Origin of the sequence: Thermoactinospora rubra (assembly GCF_002093975.1) — a bacterium.
Classification (GTDB): Bacteria; Actinomycetota; Actinomycetes; order Streptosporangiales; family Streptosporangiaceae; genus Nonomuraea; species Nonomuraea rubra_A.
The window spans coordinates 16,284-33,936 of sequence record NZ_KZ084336.1 but is presented as its reverse complement, the minus strand read 5'-3'; the positions used below and the strand labels follow the sequence as shown (position 1 = coordinate 33,936).

11 protein-coding genes are annotated in these 17,653 nt (G+C 74.6%); 5 read left to right on the top strand and 6 right to left on the bottom strand.

Going from position 1 to position 17,653, the window contains the following annotated elements:
* Nucleotides 1–108 precede the first annotated feature (108 nt).
* The 4 genes from BSB02_RS15215 to BSB02_RS15200 all read left to right on the top strand — a co-directional run bounded on the left by BSB02_RS15215 (nucleotide 109) and on the right by BSB02_RS15200 (nucleotide 4,839).
* Nucleotides 109–1,434 carry an extracellular solute-binding protein gene (locus BSB02_RS15215; RefSeq protein WP_084959455.1) on the top strand — a complete coding sequence of 442 codons (1,326 nt, stop codon included), beginning with the start codon at nucleotides 109–111 and terminating at the stop codon, nucleotides 1,432–1,434.
* A 2-nt stretch (nucleotides 1,435–1,436) separates the two neighbouring features.
* On the top strand, nucleotides 1,437–2,453 hold the full coding sequence (locus BSB02_RS15210; RefSeq protein WP_084959454.1) for a carbohydrate ABC transporter permease: 1,017 nt from the start codon (nucleotides 1,437–1,439) through the stop codon (nucleotides 2,451–2,453).
* Entirely contained in the window at nucleotides 2,450–3,301 is an 852-nt protein-coding gene (locus BSB02_RS15205) for a carbohydrate ABC transporter permease (protein WP_084959453.1), read from the top strand. Before BSB02_RS15210 ends, BSB02_RS15205 begins: the two co-directional genes overlap by 4 nt.
* Before the next feature lie 74 nt (nucleotides 3,302–3,375).
* Nucleotides 3,376–4,839 carry a glycoside hydrolase family 3 protein gene (locus tag BSB02_RS15200; RefSeq protein WP_084959452.1) on the top strand — a complete coding sequence of 488 codons (1,464 nt, stop codon included), beginning with the start codon at nucleotides 3,376–3,378 and terminating at the stop codon, nucleotides 4,837–4,839.
* Here the strand turns inward: BSB02_RS15200 and BSB02_RS15195 are convergent.
* From BSB02_RS15195 to BSB02_RS15175, 5 genes are read right to left on the bottom strand one after another with little or no spacing between them, the layout of a single operon-like run.
* The gene (locus BSB02_RS15195) at nucleotides 4,829–5,440 is read right to left on the bottom strand and encodes a DUF6875 domain-containing protein (protein WP_084959451.1); all 612 of its coding nucleotides are present in this window, start codon (nucleotides 5,438–5,440) and stop codon (nucleotides 4,829–4,831) included. The genes BSB02_RS15200 and BSB02_RS15195 overlap by 11 nt on opposite strands.
* 3 nt (nucleotides 5,441–5,443) lie before the next feature.
* The gene (locus tag BSB02_RS15190; RefSeq protein WP_240506432.1) at nucleotides 5,444–6,736 is read right to left on the bottom strand and encodes an FAD-dependent oxidoreductase; all 1,293 of its coding nucleotides are present in this window, start codon (nucleotides 6,734–6,736) and stop codon (nucleotides 5,444–5,446) included.
* Nucleotides 6,733–7,773 carry a methyltransferase gene (locus BSB02_RS15185; RefSeq protein WP_084959449.1) on the bottom strand — a complete coding sequence of 347 codons (1,041 nt, stop codon included), beginning with the start codon at nucleotides 7,771–7,773 and terminating at the stop codon, nucleotides 6,733–6,735. Before BSB02_RS15185 ends, BSB02_RS15190 begins: the two co-directional genes overlap by 4 nt.
* A complete protein-coding gene (locus tag BSB02_RS15180; RefSeq protein WP_240506431.1) occupies nucleotides 7,751–9,061 on the bottom strand; it encodes an MFS transporter in 1,311 nt (436 codons plus the stop codon). The genes BSB02_RS15185 and BSB02_RS15180 overlap by 23 nt, the downstream gene beginning before the upstream one ends.
* A complete protein-coding gene (locus tag BSB02_RS15175) occupies nucleotides 9,054–13,250 on the bottom strand; it encodes a non-ribosomal peptide synthetase (protein ID WP_084959447.1) in 4,197 nt (1,398 codons plus the stop codon). Before BSB02_RS15175 ends, BSB02_RS15180 begins: the two co-directional genes overlap by 8 nt.
* Nucleotides 13,251–13,392: 142 nt before the next feature.
* Here BSB02_RS15175 and BSB02_RS15170 point away from each other — a divergent pair, with 142 nt between their 5' ends.
* Nucleotides 13,393–14,982 carry a glycoside hydrolase family 3 protein gene (locus tag BSB02_RS15170; protein WP_143590692.1) on the top strand — a complete coding sequence of 530 codons (1,590 nt, stop codon included), beginning with the start codon at nucleotides 13,393–13,395 and terminating at the stop codon, nucleotides 14,980–14,982.
* 15 nt (nucleotides 14,983–14,997) lie between these two features.
* Here the strand turns inward: BSB02_RS15170 and BSB02_RS15165 are convergent, their stop codons facing one another.
* Entirely contained in the window at nucleotides 14,998–17,643 is a 2,646-nt protein-coding gene (locus tag BSB02_RS15165) for a helix-turn-helix transcriptional regulator (protein WP_084959446.1), read from the bottom strand.
* Between the last annotated feature and the right edge of the window lie 10 nt (nucleotides 17,644–17,653).

Here is a 17,653-nt window from a genome sequence, read left to right as displayed (position 1 = left end):
TAGTTTAGCACCAGTCAGTCGCCTTGACGATCAGCAGGTGCGGACCGCAGGGCCGGCACCGATGAGCGCGAACCCCGACGCATTGAGCCGGGCGGGAAGGAGAACCCAGTGAGGATCTCGAAGATCACGGCCACCACGGTCACCACGGCCGCTCTCGCCGTGGGCCTGGCCGCGTGTGGCTCCAGCCAGCCGGCGGCGGAGCAGCCGGCCGGTCAGCAGGCCACGTCCGCGGGCCCGAAGTACGCCGGTCAGTCCATCACCGTGTGGCGGCTCGGCGATCCGAACGAGCCCTCGCAGAAGTACATGGACGACCTCGTCGCCGAGTTCAAGACCGTGACCGGCGCCGCCGCCAACGTCCAGTGGATCCCCTGGCCGCAGGTCAACGACAAGTTCACCGCGGCCGCCGCCGGCGGCGAGGGCCCCGACGTCACCGAGATCGGCAACGACCAGGTGCCGCTGTGGCAGAGCCAGGACGCGCTGGCCCCGATCACGGACATCCCGGCCTCCGGCGAGCACGCCCAGATCCCCAAGAACCTCTTCGGCCTCGAGACCATCGACGGCGAGGTCTACGCCATGCCGTGGGGCGCGGGCACCCGCGCGGTCCTCTACCGCAAGGACTGGTTCAAGGAGCTCGGCATCGAGGTGCCCAAGACCTTCGACGAGCTGCTCGCGGCCGCCAAGAAGATCCAGGACGACAAGGGCAAGGACGTCGACGGCTTCGCCTTCAACGGCGGCTCCGACGCCAACCACCTGCTCGGCGCGCTGGCCTGGTCCGAGGGCGGCGAGTACGCGGTCAAGGAGGGCGACAAGTGGGTCGGCAAGGTCACCGACCCGGCCTTCAAGAAGGGCTTCGAGCTCTACACGAGCATCGTGACCTCCGGCGTGTCCAGCAAGTCGCGCCTGACCCAGAACTCCGCCGACATCCGCACCCGCTTCTCCAACGGCAAGGTCGGCATGTACCTGACCGCCTCCTGGGACATCGCCACCATCAAGGAGGAGAGCAAGGGCAAGCTGAAGGACGACCAGCTCGCCTTCTTCCCGCTGCCCGCCAAGGCCGGCGGCGAGACCCCGGCGTTCTTCGGCGGCAACGACATCGCCGTCTGGAACGACGCCAAGAACAAGGACCTGGCCAAGGAGTTCGTCAAGCTGGCCACCAGCAAGAAGTGGGCCGACCGCTACGCGATGGACGGCGGCCTGCTGCCCGTCTACCCCGACACGCTGGCCAAGCTCGCCGAGGACCCGGCGCAGGCCCCCTTCGCCGCGGCCTTCGCCAAGGCCAAGGCCTTCCCCGCCGACCCGCAGTGGACCGAGGCCAACGAGACCAAGGCCGTGCTGCAGAACGCGGCGCGCTCGGTGATCGAGGGCAAGACCACCGCCGACGAGGCCCTCGCCAAGGCCAACACCGAGCTCGAGCAGATCCTCAACCAGCAGTGACGATGACGACATCAACTCGCAGCCGGGGCGGAGATGCCATCTCCGCCCCGGGGCGGCGTCGCCGCAGCTCGCGGCGGCCGCCCCGGGGGAGCGGGCTGCCCGCGTGGGCCGTCCCCTACCTCCTGCTCGTGCCCGGCCTCCTCGTCATCGCCGCGCTCCTGCTCTACCCGCTGATCCAGATGGGGATCATGTCGTTCCAGAAGATCAACCTGCGGGTGATCCGCGGAGCGGCCGAGCCCGAGTGGGTGGGCACGGGCAACTACGAGCAGATCCTGGACAACGAGCTGTTCTGGTCGTCGCTGCGCAACACGGTGCTGTTCGCCGTGGTGACGGTCAGCCTGACGCTCGTCATCGGCACGGCGGTCGGCGTGCTGCTCAACAGGCTCGGCAGGAAGATGTCGATCACCCTCACGGTGGGCATCATGGCGGCCTGGGCCGTGCCGCCGGTGGCGCAGGGCGTCATCTGGCGCTGGCTGTTCGACGCCGAGGCCGGCATCGTCAACTGGTCGCTGAACCTGCTGCCCGACTGGCTCGCCGAGCTGGTCCTCGGCCGGTCCGACTTCACCGGCGACCCGTGGCTGAACGACCCCTTCCGCGTCTACGTGGTGCTCGTCATCGCCGTGGTGTGGGCCTCCTTCCCCTTCATCGCGGTCTCGGTGCTGGCGGGGCTCAAGGGCATCCCGACCGAGCTGTACGAGGCGGCCAGGGTCGACGGCTCGACGGGCTGGCGGACGTTCTGGAAGGTGACGGTCCCGCTGCTCAAGCCCGTCTTCGCGGTGCTGACCATCCTGTCGATCATCTGGGACTTCAAGGTCTTCGCCCAGCTCTACGTGCTGCTCGGCGGTACGGCCGGCAACCGCGAGGCCTTCAACCTGTCGCTGTTCTCCTACGCCGAGGCCTTCAACCCGCCGCCCAAGATGGGCACGGGCGCCGCCATCGCCGTGGTGCTGACGGTGATCCTGCTCATCATCACGGCCGTGCACGTCCGCCAGATCGTCAAGCAGGAGGAGCTGACATGACCCCGCTCGCGCGCCGGCGCCTGGGCAAGATCGCCCTGAACACGGTGGCGGTCGGCGTGTTCCTCTTCGCGATCTTCCCCGTGTACTGGATGGTCGCCACCGCCTTCAAGGCCAACGACCAGATCTTCACCACCGAGTTCATCCCGTTCCCCACGCACTTCACCTTCGACCACATCGACCGGGTGCTGAGCGAGGGCGTGGCGGGCAACTCCATCTGGGTCTACATGCGCAACAGCGCGATCGTGGCGCTCGGCACCGTGCTCGTCGCCTCGGCCTTCGCCCTGCTGGCCGCCACGGCGGTGGCGCGCTTCGCGTTCAAGGGGCGCACGGCGTTCCTGATCACGCTGCTCATCGTGCAGATGATCCCGTCCGAGGCGCTGCTCATCCCCCTGTTCCTGAGCGTCAAGCGGCTCGGCCTGTTCGACCAGCTGCTCGGCCTGATTGTGGTCAACGTCGGTCTCACCCTGCCCTTCGGCATCTGGATGCTGCGGACGTTCGTCGCGGCGGTGCCCAAGTCGCTGGAGGAGGCCGCGTGGATCGACGGCGCCAGCCGCATGACCACGTTCTGGAGGGTGCTGTTCCCGCTGGTGGCGCCCGGCCTGGTGGCCACGAGCATCTTCTCCTTCATCACCGCGTGGAACGAGCTGATCTTCGCGCTCACGCTGATGAACGAGTCCAGCGGCTACACCATGCCGGTCGCCCTGCGCTTCTTCTTCGGCCAGCGCGGCACGGACTGGGGCGGCATCATGGCCGCCTCGACGATGATGACGATCCCCGTCATCGTCTTCTTCCTGCTGGTGCAGCGCCGCATGGTCTCCGGCCTGGTGGCCGGCGCCGTCAAGGGCTGACCTCCCTGCTTCTCGGGTCCGGTACGGCCCGCATGCCGTACCGGAGCCTGACTCCGGACGTCAATCGAGGTGACATGAGTAAGACAGATCGGGGGCTGCGCCGCCTCGCGGCGGGCACACTGCTGGTCGCCTTCGACGGCGCCACCGCGCCCGAGTGGCTGCTGCGCGAGCTCGGCGAGGGCCTGGGCGGCGTCACGCTGTTCGGCTTCAACGTGCGCGACCACGCGCAGCTCGCCGGCCTGACCGCGACGCTCAGGGCGGCCGGCGACCCGGTCGTCTCCCTGGACGAGGAGGGCGGCGACGTCACCCGGCTGGCCTACCACGCCGGCAGCCCGTACCCGGGCAACGCCGCGCTGGGCGCCGTGGACGACGCCGAGCTGACCGAGCGCGTCTACCGCGCGATCGGCGCGGAGCTGGCCGCCTGCGGCGTCACCCTCGACATGGCGCCGGACGCCGACGTGAACACCGCCGAGGACAACCCGGTCATCGGCACCCGCTCGTTCGGCGCCGACGCGGACCTGGTCGCCCGGCACACCGTGGCCGCCGTCCGCGGGCTGCAGGCGGCGGGCGTGGCGGCCTGCGTCAAGCACTTCCCCGGCCACGGCGCCACGACGGTCGACTCCCACCTGGCCGTCCCCGTGGTCGACGCCTCCATGGCGCTGCTGCGCGAGCGCGAGCTCGTCCCCTTCCGCGCGGCCATCGAGGCGGGCGCGAGGTCCGTCATGACGGCGCACGTCGCGGTGCCCGCGCTGACCGGCTCCCAGCCCGCCACGCTCTCGCCCGAGGCGCTGACCGGCCTGCTGCGCGGGGAGCTCGGCTACGACGGCGTGGTGATCACCGACGCGCTGGACATGAAGGCCGTCTCCGACGGCGTGGGGCTGGTGGGCGGCGCCGTGCGGTCGCTGGCGGCCGGATCGGACCTGCTGTGCCTGGGCCCGACCCCCGGCTACGACGACATCCGGCGGATCATCGCCGGGATCGTGGCGGCGGTGGAGGACGGCACGCTGCCGGTGGCGCGGCTGGAGGAGGCCGCGGCCCGCGTGGCCGAGCTGCGGGCGTGGACGGGCCGTCCCCGGCCGCCGGTCGCGCGGGAGCCCGGGATCGGGCTGGAGGCGGCCAGGCGTGCCGTGAAGCTGGTCGGCGCCGTTCCCCCGGCCTCCCCGGCGGCCGGCCCGCTCGTGGTCGAGCTCGACACGCCCCCGACCATCGCGGTCGGCGAGGTGCCGTGGGGGCTGTCCCCCCTGCTGCCCGCCGGCGACACCCTGCGGGTGCGCCCCGCCGAGGCGGACGCCGACGCCCTGGTACGGCAGGCCGCCGGCCGCTCGCTCGTCGTCGTGCTCAAGGACGCCCACCGCCACCCCGAGAGCCGGGCCCTGGTCTCCGAGCTGGTCGCGCGGCGCCCCGACGCCGTCGTGGTGGAGATGGGGCTGCCCGTCTGGCGGCCCGAGTGCGCGGCCTACATCGCCACCTACGGCGCGAGCCGCGCCAGCGCGGCGGCGGCGATGGAGCTGCTGTCCCTCCAGCTGCTCACCGCCTGACCCGCCGGTCGCCGAACCGCTCGTGGTAGGCGGCCTCATGGTCCGGATCGCCCTGCAGGAACGGCAGGTCGGTGCCGACCATGTGGCGCACCACGAGCATCGGCACGGGACTGCGCAGCGGCAGGAAGGCGGGGTTCCACAGGCCGGCCTTCCGCGGCGGGCCGTCGTGGAACTCCCCGATCATGAGCCCGTCCCTGACGTAGTCGGTCTTGAGCGCGATCTGGGCCGCGTCGATCACCCCGATGTCCTCGATCTCGGGAAACAGCACGAGGATCGTGCGGAACTGCGCCAGGACCTCGGGCGGCGACTCCAGGCGCCCGAACCAGTCGCGGTAGCCGGCCAGCACGCTCGTCGCCCGGGCGACGTCCGGCCGCCCCGGGCACACGGCCAGGTAGAAGGCGGCCTTGTCCAGCGACGTCTGGGCATACGGGCACACCGGCCCCTTCCTGCCCAGCTCGGGGTGGGGGCGGCACAGGTACTCGCGGGCCCAGGCCACCACGCGGCCCAGCGGCTCGGCGTGGCGGCGGACCAGGGGGTCCTCGCCGCCGAGGTCCGCCGGCTCGATCAGGACCCTGGAGGGGTCGAGGGGGTCGGTCAGCATCGTTCAGCGGCCCTTCCTGGCGAGGAACACGGCGGCGAGCACGGCGGCGAGCACGGCCAGGCCCGCGGCGCCCAGCGCGGTCCGGCGTAAGGCGGCGTCCTGGCGCTCGGCCTTGGCCAGCGCGTCGGCGTACGGCGTCGTGGTGTGGGAGATCATCGTGTAGAGCGGGACCCAGCGGCCCGGGAGGGCCCTGGCCAGCAGCAGGTCCAGCCGCTTGCGCGCCCGGTGCAGCGGGGCGCGCACGCCGTCGCGGAGCTCGGCGAAGTTCCGCCGCGACAGCTCCTCCAGCACGTCGGTGTGCGGCCTGCGGGCGCGCTCGAACTCGGCGAAGGCGGCGGCGGGGTCGGCGTGGCGGGCCAGGCAGCGGTCCAGGACCGTGCAGTCCTCCAGCGCCGAGTTCATGCCCTGGCCGTAGAAGGGGTAGACGGCGTGGGCCGCGTCGCCCAGCAGGACGACCTTGCCCTCGTGCCGCCACGGCCGGGTGCGGACGGACACCAGGTGGCCCACGGGCCGCTCGCCGTACTCCTTGGCCAGGTACGGCATGAGCGGGAGCGCGTCGGGGAAGCGCCGCGCGAAGAACGCCTCGGGATCGGTGATCTGGGCGAACCGCTCGACCGGCAGGAAGAGCGTGGCGGTGTGGGAGCCGTCGCGGTTGGGGTGGGTGACGATGAGCCCGTCGTCGCCGCCCGGCCACACGTGCAGGGCCTCGTGGTGGACGGGCATCGACGGGATGGTCAGCTCCTTGTAGCCCCACGGCAGGAACTCCCGGCGCAGGTCCCGCTCGATGGAGGGCCGCACGGTGGAGAAGGCGCCGTCCGCGCCGACGACGGCGTCGGCCGTGCACCTGAGCCTGCGTCCGGTGTCCTCCTCCTCGGCCTCCAGCGCTGGGGCGTCCCGGTCCAGGTCCACCACGCGGTGGCGGAAGCGGAAGGTCACCTGCGGGTGCGCCGCCGCGTGCTCGACCAAGGCGGTGACCAGGTCGCGGCGGCGCACGGAGTGGAGGATCTGGTCGCTTCGCGCGCCGTACGGGTGGAAGCTCACGCGGCCGTCGGGCGCGTGTACCGCGCGGCCGCGCATGGGGACGGCCAGCGGCCGGATCCGGTCCATCAGCCCCACGTCGGTGAGGGCTCGCACGCCGCGTGCCGACAGGCCGAGGTTGATGGACCGGCCCTCGTCGTCCCCGGCAAGCCTCGGGTCGGGGCGCCGCTCGAAGACCTCCACGCGGTGGCCGCGGCGGGCCAGGTGGCAGGCGAGCAGCGAGCCGGCCGGGCCCGCGCCCACGATCAGGATCTTCACCGGTCCTCCCATGCCACGAGCAGCTCGTCGGTGGTCGGCGCGGCCAGGGCGCGCCGCTCCACGCGGGCGAACCCGGCCTCGCGGGCCCATGCCGCGACCTCGTCGAAGGCGTACAGGCGGCCGCCCTGCGTGATCGCGAGGTTGAGGCTGAAGCCGCGCAGGAAGGCCGTGTCGTGCGGGCGCGCGGGCGCGTCGGCGAACGGTTCGAGGACCAGGACGATCCCGCCCGGGCCGAGCGCGCCGCGGGCGCGGGCGATCAGCTCGCGGCCGGCCTGCTCGTCCAGGCCGTGGCAGACGTTGAACAGCAGGACGGCGTCGTAGCGGCCGTCGATGGGGTCGGCCAGGTCGCCGGGGACGAACGTGAGCCGGTCGGCCAGCCCGGCGGCCTCCGCCCGCGTCCGGCCCTCCTCCAGGGCGCCCGGCAGGTCGACGACCGTCGCGGTCGCCTCCGGCGCGGCGGAGCAGAACGCGAGGCTGTAGATCGCGTGGCCGCCGCCGATGTCGAGCAGCCGGCCCGCGAGCGGCGGAGCGGCCTCCACCACGGCCGGGGCGAGCAGCCGGGCCAGCCCGGCGAGCATGCTCTGGAAGTCGCGCAGGGTCTCCGGCCGCTTCTCCAGCCAGGGATAGTACGGCTCGCGCGGCAGCCCGCTCCTCACGGCCTCCTCCATGCCGGTCCACAGGCTGCCGAGCAGCTCGTCCCAGACGGCCAGGGCGGCGGCGAAGTTTCCGGGCGCTGTGCGGTCGAGCCAGGGGTTCGCCGCCGGCCCGAGCGCGTAGGCGTTGCCGTCGCGCTCCAGGTAGCCGAAGGCCACCAGGGCGTCCAGCAGCACGGCCAGCTGCCGGGCCGAGCAGCCGAGCACGGCGGACAGCTGCGCCGCGGCCCGCGGGCGGCCGCGCAGCGCCTGGAACACGCCGAGGCGCTGCGCGGCGGCGGCGGCGCGGAAGGCCATCGCGCCGACCAGGTCGAGCAGGGCGCCCGGCGCCTGGTTGCGGTCGCGGAAGTCCCGCAGGTCGTCAGGATCGAGATAGAGCGGCATCGGGAAGCTCCTCCGCGTCCGGTAGGTCGGTCTCGACGCGGCGCAGCCGCGGGTGAAGGGCGGCCAGCGGCGCCAGCAGGACGAGCGCCGCGCCGGTGAGCAGGAAGACGAAGGCGATGCCCCGCCCGTCGCCGGTGCCGACGATCCGGCCCGCGGTGCCGGCGAGGGCGCCGCCGGGGGCCAGCAGCGGCTCGAAGACCCTGTCGGCCAGCGGGCCCGCCGCCAGGTAGGTCGCGACGGTCGCGGCCTGCGTGAGCATGCGCACGGCGCCCAGCACCCGGCCCAGCTCCGCGGGGGCGGTCTTGAGCTGCAGGATCGTCATCCCGGTGCCCTGCACGAACGGCAGGGTGAACAGGAAGGCCGGGGCCACGACGGCGATGAGCCAGGGCGAGGGGGCCAGGCTGTGGGCGGCCAGCAGCACCCCGCCCACCGCGACGAAGGCCAGCAGGCCGCGCACCCGGCGCCTGGGCCCGCCCCAGGCGCTCAGCACGAGCCCGCCGGCCAGCAGCCCGGCTCCCCCGGCGAACATGAGCGCGCCGAGCACGGCGGGCGGGGCGAAGGTGAGGATCAGCGGCTGGACCAGCACGCCGGCCATGCCGAAGAACAGGTTGTAGGCGGCCAGCAGCGCGACCAGCCAGGCCAGCCCGCTGCGCGCCTTCAGGCTGCGCAGGCCGGACGCCAGGTCGCCCAGCAGCGGCGCGGCGGGCGCGCCGCCACCCGGCCTGGTGGCCTCCCGGGGCAGCGGGACCAGGGCCAGGACCAGCCGCGAGAGCAGGAAGGCGGCCAGGTCGGCCACGATGACGCCGAGCACGCCGACCGCGGTCAGCAGGGTGCCGGCCAGCAGCGGCGCGGCGATGCGCGCCGCGTCGGCCACCTGCATGAAGCCGTTGGCCCTGCCCAGCCGCTCGGCCGGGACGAGCAGCGGCATCAGGGAGTGGTAGGCGGCCATCTGCACGGTGCCGAAGGCCGCGCCCGCCGCGGTCACCAGGTAGATGTGCCAGACCTCCAGCTCGCCGAGCGCCAGCAGCAGGGCCAGCGCGCCGGTGGCGAGCGCGGCGCCGAGGTCGGCGGCGAGCATCAGCCTGCGCTTGTCCCACCGGTCGGCCAGCGATCCGGCCAGCGGCGCGAGCACCACCTCGGGGAGGATCGCGCAGAGCATGATCGTGACGAACTGCGTGGCGGACCCGGTGCGCTGGAAGACCCACACGCCCAGGACGAAGCCGGTGAGGCTGGAGCCGACGATCGACAGCAGCTGGGCGGACCAGATGGCCAGGAACGTCCTAGGCACGGCAGCCTCCCGGCAGGGCGCCCACATCGAGGAGGCGGCCGAGGTAGAGGCCGAGGAGGGCGGGGGCGGGAGGGCAGATCAATCCCGCCTGCGCCAGGCGTTCCTCGGTGGCGGAGCAGTCGAAGCGCGGGCCCCGCTCGCCGTGGTGCCCGGCGTAGAAGGCGGGGAAGGGCGCGATCGGCAGCTCCTCGCCGCGGGCGAGCCTGGCCCGCACCTCGGCGCGCCACTCGGCGCCGGGGGCGGGCCGTACCGGGACGCCGTGGGCGGTCATGGCGCGGACCAGGTCGGCCGTGCTCGCGGTGCGCGGGTTGTAGTAGTGGAAGTCGCCCTCGGCGCGGCTTGCGGCCAGGTGCACGATGGCCGCGGCGACGTGGTCGACGGGGGCCATGTCGAGCCGCTCGCCGTCGGGGACCGAGCCGAGCCTCGCGCAGGTGGCCAGGAAGCGGTGGAGGAAGTCGCCCGCCGGCGATCTGCCCTCGCGGCTGTCGCCGGTGATGCGCGCGGGGCGGTGGATGGCGACCGGCAGCCCGGCCGCCCTCGCCGCGGCCGCGAGCCGGTCGGCCACCCACTTGCTCTGGTCGTATCCCAGGTGGAGCCGTCCGGGGTCGGGTAAGGGGTCGCCCTCCCGCACCGTCCGCTCACCCGGCGTCAGGTGGACCCCGAGGGTGGAGACGTGATGCACGGGCGTGCCGGTCCTGGCCGCCAGCCGCAGCAGCCGCAGCGTGCCGTCGACGTTGGCGGCCTTCAGGCGCGAGTACGGCCGGGCGAAGTCGACGGCGCCGCCGCAGTGCACGATGAGGTCCGCGTCCACGTCGGGAAGGCCGGGCCGGGCCAGGTCGCCGGGCTCGGCCACGACGCGGGCGGCGAAGGCGTCCCGCCACAGGCCGTAGGCCCGCAGGACCTGCCCGATCCGCTCGGCCGGGCCCCTGACGAGGCAGTGCACGGTGGCCTGGGTGGTGGTGAGCAGCTCGGCGAGCAGGTGCGCGCCCAGGAACCCGGTCGCGCCGGTCAGCAGCACCCTGCGCGGCGGGCCGTCGCGTGGCTCGCGGGCGACGCGGAAGTCCGCGGGCAGCCTCGCCTCGGCGCGCAGGTCCACGCCGGCCGCGGGCCTCGCGCCGGCCATGGCGGCGGCCAGCTCGGCCAGGTCGGCGCTGGCGAACAGCGTCGGCAGCGGCACCTCGACGCCGGTCTCCTGGGCGAGCCTGGCCACCATGCGCGGGGTGAGCAGGGAGTGGCCGCCGAGGTCGAAGAAGTTGTCGCGCCGCCCGGCGCGGACGCCGAGCATCTCCTCCCAGACCGCGGCGACGGCCGTCTCCAGGGGCGTGACCGGGCTCTCGTACGGCGCGGCGGCCACCTCGGGGGCGGGCAGCGCGCGATGGTCGACCTTCCCGTGCGGGGTCAGCGGCAGGGCGTCGAGCATGACCACCACCGCCGGGAGCATGTACGGCGGCAGCCGGTCGCCGAGGAAGCCGCGCAGGCCGGCCGCGCTGATCGGGTCGCCCACGAGGTAGGCCACCAGCCGGCCGGCGTGCGCGGTGACGACGGCCTCCCGGATGGCGGGATGGGCCAGGCAGGCGCTCTCGATCTCGCCCGGCTCGACACGGTTGCCGTTGACCTTCAGCTGCCGGTCGGTGCGGCCGAGGAACTCCAGCACACCGTCGGCGCGCCGCCGTACCAGGTCGCCGGTCGCGTACATCCGCGCCCCCCGGACGAAGGGGTCGGGCAGGAAGCGCGCCGCCGTCTCCTCCGGCCGGTCGAGGTAGCCGAGCGCCAGGCAGCCGCCGCCGAGGTGCAGCTCGCCCGGGGCGCCGATGGGGGCCAGTGTTCCGTTGTTGAGGACGTAGGCGCGCACGTGCGGGAGCGGGGTGCCGATGGGCAGGTGGGTGCGATCGGCGAGCTCGCGGCCGTCGACGGTGCGGTAGGCCGTGGCGCAGACGGTGGCCTCGGTGGGACCGTAGTGGTTGTAGAAGGCGACCGTGCCGCCGGTCAGCTCGGCCCAGGCGCGCAGCCGCTCCAGGGGGACGCTCTCGCCGCCGACCATCATGGTGGCCAGCGGCCCCGGATCCACCCGCCCGAGCGGCGTCAGCTCCGCCACCCACTGCTGCCACAGGGCACTCGCCGTGTCGACCATGGTGATCGACAGGTCGGCGCACAGGGCCAGGAGGTCCGGGCCGGTGAGCGAGGCGGGCTCGGGGTGCAGGACGAGGGCGGCTCCGCTGATGAGCGCGGGGAAGATGTCCCCGGCCGAGGCGTCGAAGCTGAGCGGCGGGACCATGAGCACGCGCTGGCCGGGGCCGAAGCCGTGCAGGTCGCGGAAGGCGGCGGCCAGCCGGGCGACGGTGCGGTGGGCCACGACGACGCCCTTGGGGGTCCCGGTGGAGCCGGAGGTGTAGATGACGTAGGCGGGGTCGTCGACGTGTGCTTCCTCGGGCGCTGCGGCCGGCGAGGCGCCCTCGGCCAGCGCCGCCACGGTCACGGCGGGCACCGGAAGGCCGTCGTGGTCCTCGGGGACCACGGCCAGCACGGCGCCGCAGTCGCCGAGCAGCGACGCCAGCCGGTCGCGCGGCTGGGCCGGGTCGAGCGGCACGTAGGCGGCGCCGCGGCGCAGGACCGCGAGCAGGGCCACGACGGCGTCGGGACTCGCGCGTAAGCACAGCGCCACGCGGCTGCCCCGGCCCACGCCGCGGGCGGCCAGGCCGCCGGCGACGGCCTCGGCCCGCCGGTCCAGCTCGGCGTAGCTGAGCGTGCCGTCCGGGGTGACGACGGCCGGCGCGTCCGGGGTGCGGGCGGCCTGCCGGGCGATCAGCTCCTCCAGCCGCCCGGGCGGGGGCGGGATCGGCGAGGTGGCCACGAGGACCGCCTGTTCCTCCGGCGGGAGCATGCGCAGCTCCGACACCCGGGCGCCGGGCCGCTCGGCCATGTCCGCCAGCAGCCGGTGGAAGTGGCCGGCCATCCGCTCGACGGTGTCGCGGTCGAACAGCTCGGCGCTGTAGGTGGCCATGACGGTCAGGGCGTCGGGGTGGACCACCACGTCGAGCGCGAGGTCGGCCTTCGCGGGCGCGAGGCCCGACGGCACCGGTTCCCGCTCCAGCCCGGCCAGGCTCAGCGAGTAGCCGTCGTCCTGCCGGCCCTCTGCAGGGTTGTCCAGGTTCAGCAGCACCTGGCACAGCGGCGGCGTGGACGGGTCCCTGGCGATCCTCAGCTCGGCGACCACCTGCTCGAACGGCACGGCGGCGTGGGCGAAGGCCCGCAGCACGCGGCGCCGTACGCGCTTGAGCAGCTCGCGGACCGCCGGGTCGCCGCCGACGTCGGCGCGGATCGCGAGCGTGTTGACGAACAGGCCGAAGACCCCTTCGTCCTCGACCTGGTCGCGCCCGGCGATCGGGGTGCCCACGCAGAAGTCGTCCTGCCCGCTGTGGCGGGCCAGCAGCGCCTGGCAGGCGGCGAGGAGGACCATGTACGGGGTGCAGCGCTCGGCCCTGGCCAGCTCCGCCACGCCCGTCCACAGCTCGCGCGGCAGGCGGCGCACGACCAGGCCGCCCCGCCCGCTCCGCACCGCCGGGCGGGTCCGGTCGGCCGGCAGCTCCAGCGTGGGCACCGCCTCCAGCTCCGCCCGCCAGAACGCCAGGTCCTCGCCGTGGTCCCGCTCGCGCTGCCGCCTGGCGTAGTCGCCGTACGGCGGGGCGGGCGGGGCCGGTGGCGCGGGCCTTCCGCTCGCGAAGGCGGCGTAGAGGCGGCCGAGCTCGGGATACAGGATCCGCTCGAGGGACCAGGCGTCGGCGACGATGTGGTGGAGCACGACGAGCAGCACGTGGTCCAGGTCGCCGAGCCGTACCAGACTCACCCGGACGAGCGGGCCGGCGGCCAGGTTGAAGGGCCGGTTGGCGCGCTCGGCGAGCAGCGCGGGCAGGCGCTCGGGGGTGGCGTCGACGCGCTCCAGGGAGAAGGCGGCGGGCCGTACCTCGGCGACGGGCACGCCGTCCCGGTCGGGGAAGACCGTGCGCAGGGCCTCGTGGCGCGCGACGATCTCGGCGAAGGCGCGCTCCAGGGCGCCCGCGTCGAGGCGGCCGGCGAACCGCTCGGCGACCGCGATGTTGTAGGAGGCGTCACCGGCGGACAGCCGGTCCAAGAACCAGAGGCGCTCCTGCCCGGGCGACAGGACCGTGGTGCGGCTTCGCGTGGTCGGCATCCAGACCGTCCCCTCGATCCTGTGGATCTGACTGGGCGTCCCGACAAGTATCTCTTAGGAAAGTTTCCTATTTATTTTCTGGAGCCGATGCTATACATATCGGAGGACGCCAGACAAGCGCCTTCGGCGAGGGAGCCAGACGATGGGGACGAAGATCACTCCGCGTGGCGGCAGCCCCGTGCTGGCCGGGCTTGCCGACGCCGTCCTCCAGCCCGGGTTCGTGGGCGCCACCCTGCCCGACTGGGTACGGCGGCGCCTGGCCGAGGGCCTGGGCGGGGTCACGCTGTACGCCGGGAACCTGCTTGACAGCGGTCAGGCCGCGGCGCTGATCCGGCAGATCAGGGCGGAGAACCCGCACGCCGTGATCGCCGTCGACGAGGAGGCCGGCGACGTCACCCGGCTGGAGGCGTACGGCGGCAGCACCCGGCCGGGCAACCTCGCGCTTGGCGCGGCCGACGATCCGGCGCTCACCGAGGCCGTGGCCCGCGGCGTCGGCGGCGACCTGGCGGAGCTGGGGTTCACGCTCACCTACGCGCCGGCGGTGGACGTCGACTCCGACCTGGACAACCCCGTCATCGGCACCCGGGCGTTCGGCTCCGATCCTGAGCTGGTCGCGCGCCATGCCGCGGCGTGGGTGCGCGGGCTGCAGTCCACCGGCGTCGCGGCGTGCGCCAAGCACTTCCCCGGCCACGGGGCCACGGCCGTCGACTCCCACGACGAGCTGCCCGTCGTCACGTGGCCGGCCGACGACCTGGCGGCGACCGCCCTGCCGCCGTTCCGCGCCGCCGTCGAGGCCGGGGTGCGGGCGGTGATGACGGGGCATCTGCTCGTGCCGGCGTACGACGCCGGCTCACCGGCGACGACGAGCCGCGCCGTCGTGGAGCTGCTGCGCGGCGACCTGGGGTTCGACGGCCTCATCGTGACGGACGGCATCGAGATGCCGGCGGTCTCTCGCAGGCACGGGCTGGGCCGTACCGCCGTGCTGGCGCTGGCCGCGGGCGCGGACGCCGTCTGCGTGGGCGGCGAGAGCCGCTCCCCCGGCGTGGTGGGGCTGCTGCGCAACACCATCATGGCGGCGGTCATGGACGGCACGCTGCCGGAGGAACGCCTCGCGGAGGCCGCCGCCCGGGTGCGGCGGCTGACCGACTGGAGCGCCGCGGCCAAGGCGGACTCAGCCAGGGCGAACGCGGCTGAGCCGAGCACCGTCGCGACGAGCATCACCGGGGCAAACGCAGCCGGGGCGAGTCCGGTTCAGGCGAGCACCACCGGGACGAGCGCGGCCGGGATGAGCCCGGGTCAGGCGGCCGTGGCGGCGGCGAGGCGGGCGTTGCGCGTGACGGTGCGGCGGTCCCCAGCCGTGTCGGGACCGCCGCACGTGATCGAGCTGGACACCCCCACCAACCTCGCGGTCGACCCGAACACCCCCTGGGGCCTGGCCGCCCCGCTGGCCCGCCTCATGCCCGGCACCACGGTCACCCGCCTCACCGGCCCCGACCCCGTTGACCCCGCACCGGACCGGCCCGTGGTCGTGGCGATCAGGACCGCCTACCGCCATGCGTGGGCGGCCCAGGCGGTCGACCGCATCCTGGCCCGCCGCCCCGACGCCGTCGTCGTCGAGATGGGCGTCCCCGGCCTCGACTGCCCCGGCGCCGTCACCGTCGCCACCTTCGGCGGGACCGCGCTGTGCGCCCAGGTCGCCGCCGAGGCCATCGCCGCTCTGCTCGATCCCTGACGATCCGGCTCCAGATCACCCTCCCCGCCGCAGACCCGCCAGCTCGGTGCGGTTGGCCACGCCGAGCTTGGCGTAGACATGGGCCTGGTGCGTCTTGACGGTGCTGCGGCTCATGAACAGCCGCCGGGCGATCTCCGGGTTCGTCAGCCCGTCGGCCACCAGCTCGACGACCTGGCGCTCGGTCGGAGTGAGGCTGTCCCATCCGCTGTCGGGGCGGCGCCTGGTGGTCCTGGCCCGGGTCGCGTACGCCACGGCCTCCTCCAGCGTCATGCGCCGTCCCTCGGCCAACGCCTCCGCCAGGTCGTCGCGTCCCGGCGGCGGCTCGCGCCGCGGGTAGCCCAGCTCCTGCCTGGCCCTGTCGCACGCGCCCGCCAGCCGGGCCGCCGCCGCGCCGTCGCCCAGGGCGGCCAGCGCGTCCAGGCTGTCGACGATGCCCAGCCGCAGGCCGTGGGCGGCGCGCAGCCCGAGCGCCTCGCGGTGCAGTTGCGCCGCACGGACGGGGTCGGCGGTCAGGTGTCCCAGTTGTTCGAGCGCGTCGGCCGTCACGCGCGGCATTCCGGCGGCCCGCGCCATGTCCAGCACCGACACGCAGGTCCGCTCGGCGGCCTCCACCTCTCCGAGCGCCCGCAGGGCGGCCACGACCGCGAGACGGACGTCGGGCGGCAGTTGCTCCTGCGACACCGGCCCGCCGCGCCAGGCCGCCTCGCCGTACAGCCGGCGCAGCGCCGGCCGGGGCTCGCCTTTCCACAGGTGGATCCGGCCGGCAGCCAGCGCCAGGCCAGGCACGAACGGCGCGGCGGGGGCCGCGTCCACCAGCCGCACCACCGGGTCCAGCACCTCGTGCGCCGCCGCCGGTTCGCCGCGCAGCCCGTGGACGAGGGCCAGCACGCTGCGGGCCATGCCGACCCGATGGTGGTCGGCCAGTGGCGTGGCCACGTCGACCGCCTGCTCGGCCAGATCCCGCGCGCGGCCGAGGTGTCCCAGGTGCGCGTTGCTGAGGGCCATGAAGCCGAGGGCGGCCGACGCGACGCCCCGATCGCGGCGCCGCAGCAGCCCTGTCAGCGCGGACTCCAGCAGGCGCAGGGCCTCCTCGTGCTCGTCGCGCTGGTTGCGGATCATGCCGAGCAGCGCCTGGGCGGCGTCGGCGACGAAGCCCTCCCCGCCCGCCTCCGCCCGGGCGGTGGCCGCCAGCCGTTCGGCCGCCTGCGGGTCGTGGAACAGGCCGATCGCGGACAGGCTGGCCGCCAGGGCGGCCGTGGCGCGATCGCCGCACTCCAGCGCCAGCTCCCGCGCCTGCCGGGCCGCCTCGAACCCGGCCTCCGTGGGGTGCGTGGTGTCGGCCACCAGGGCCAGGCCGGCCAGGACGCGGGCCTGCAGGGCGTCCCGCTCGCCCGCGCCCCGCTCGGCCGCGAGCCGCAGCAACGCCGGCCCCTCGCCCCTGCGCCCCTCCAGGTGCCACAGCCAGGCCAGCTCGGCGGCCAGCGCACGGCCTACGCCGGCGTCGTCCCGCGACAGGCTCCATTCGAGGGCGGCGCGGAGGTTGGGGTAGTCCGCCGTCATCCGCGATCGCCAGGCGTCCACGTCGCCGTCGCGCAGCGGGGCGCTCTCCCGCGCCGTCTCGAGGCAGGCGGCGGCGTGCCGTTCCCTGACGGACTCCAGCTCACCCGCCTCCGCCAGCCTGGCCAGGGCGTAGTGGCGGACGGTCTCCAGCATGCGGTAGCGGGCCAGGCCGCGCGTGGTCTCCGCCACGAGCAGCGACTTGTCGATCAGCCCGCGCAGCCCGGTCAGGACGGCGGCGCGGTCCAGCCCGTCGAAGGCGCAGACCCGCTCGGCGGCCGGGAGCGAGAAACCTGGCTGGAACACGCCCAGGCGGCGGAACAGGACGCGGTCGGCCTCCCCGAGCAGGGCGTGGCTCCAGTCCATCGACGCCTCGAGGGTCCGGTGGCGCGGCGGCGCGGCGCGGTCGGCCGTGACCAGGACGGCGAAGCGGTCCTCCAGCTCCGCGAGGATCTCCTGCGGCGACAGCGTCCCGGTCCAGGCGGCGGCCAGCTCCAGGGCCAGCGGGATCCCGTCGAGCCGGGCGCAGACGGCCCGCACCGCGGCCTCCGTCTCCGGCGTGCCGGGCAGGAGGCCGCCGCGGTCGCGGAAGAGGGCCACGGCGTCGTGGTCGTCGAGCGGCGGCACCCGCCAGACCAGCTCGCCGGGGATGCCCAGCCGTTCCCGGCTGGTGGCCAGCACGGTCATGCCCGGGCAGCGCGGCAGCAGATCGGTCACCAAGGCGACCACGGCCTCGGCGAGGTGTTCGCAGTTGTCGAGCACCACCAGCAGCCGCCGGTCGGCCAGCTGCCCGGCCAAGGTGGCGGTGAACCCGGCCGCCTCGGAGGTCACCAGCAGGCCCAGCGCGTCGGCGAAGCGGCGCGGCACAGACGCGGGATCGCCCTCGAGCGCCAGGTCGACCCACCACACGTCTCCGGCGAACAGCTCGCGGCGGTCGTGCGCCAGCCGCAGGGCCAGCCGTGACTTCCCGCAGCCGCCCGCGCCGGTCAGCGTGACGAGCCGGGTCGAGGCCAGCGCCCCGGACAGGGTGTGGAGCTCCGGGCGCCGGCCGACGAACGAGGTCAGCTCCGGTGGCAGCAGGCCCCCGCCGGATATATCGGCCACCTGGCCGATG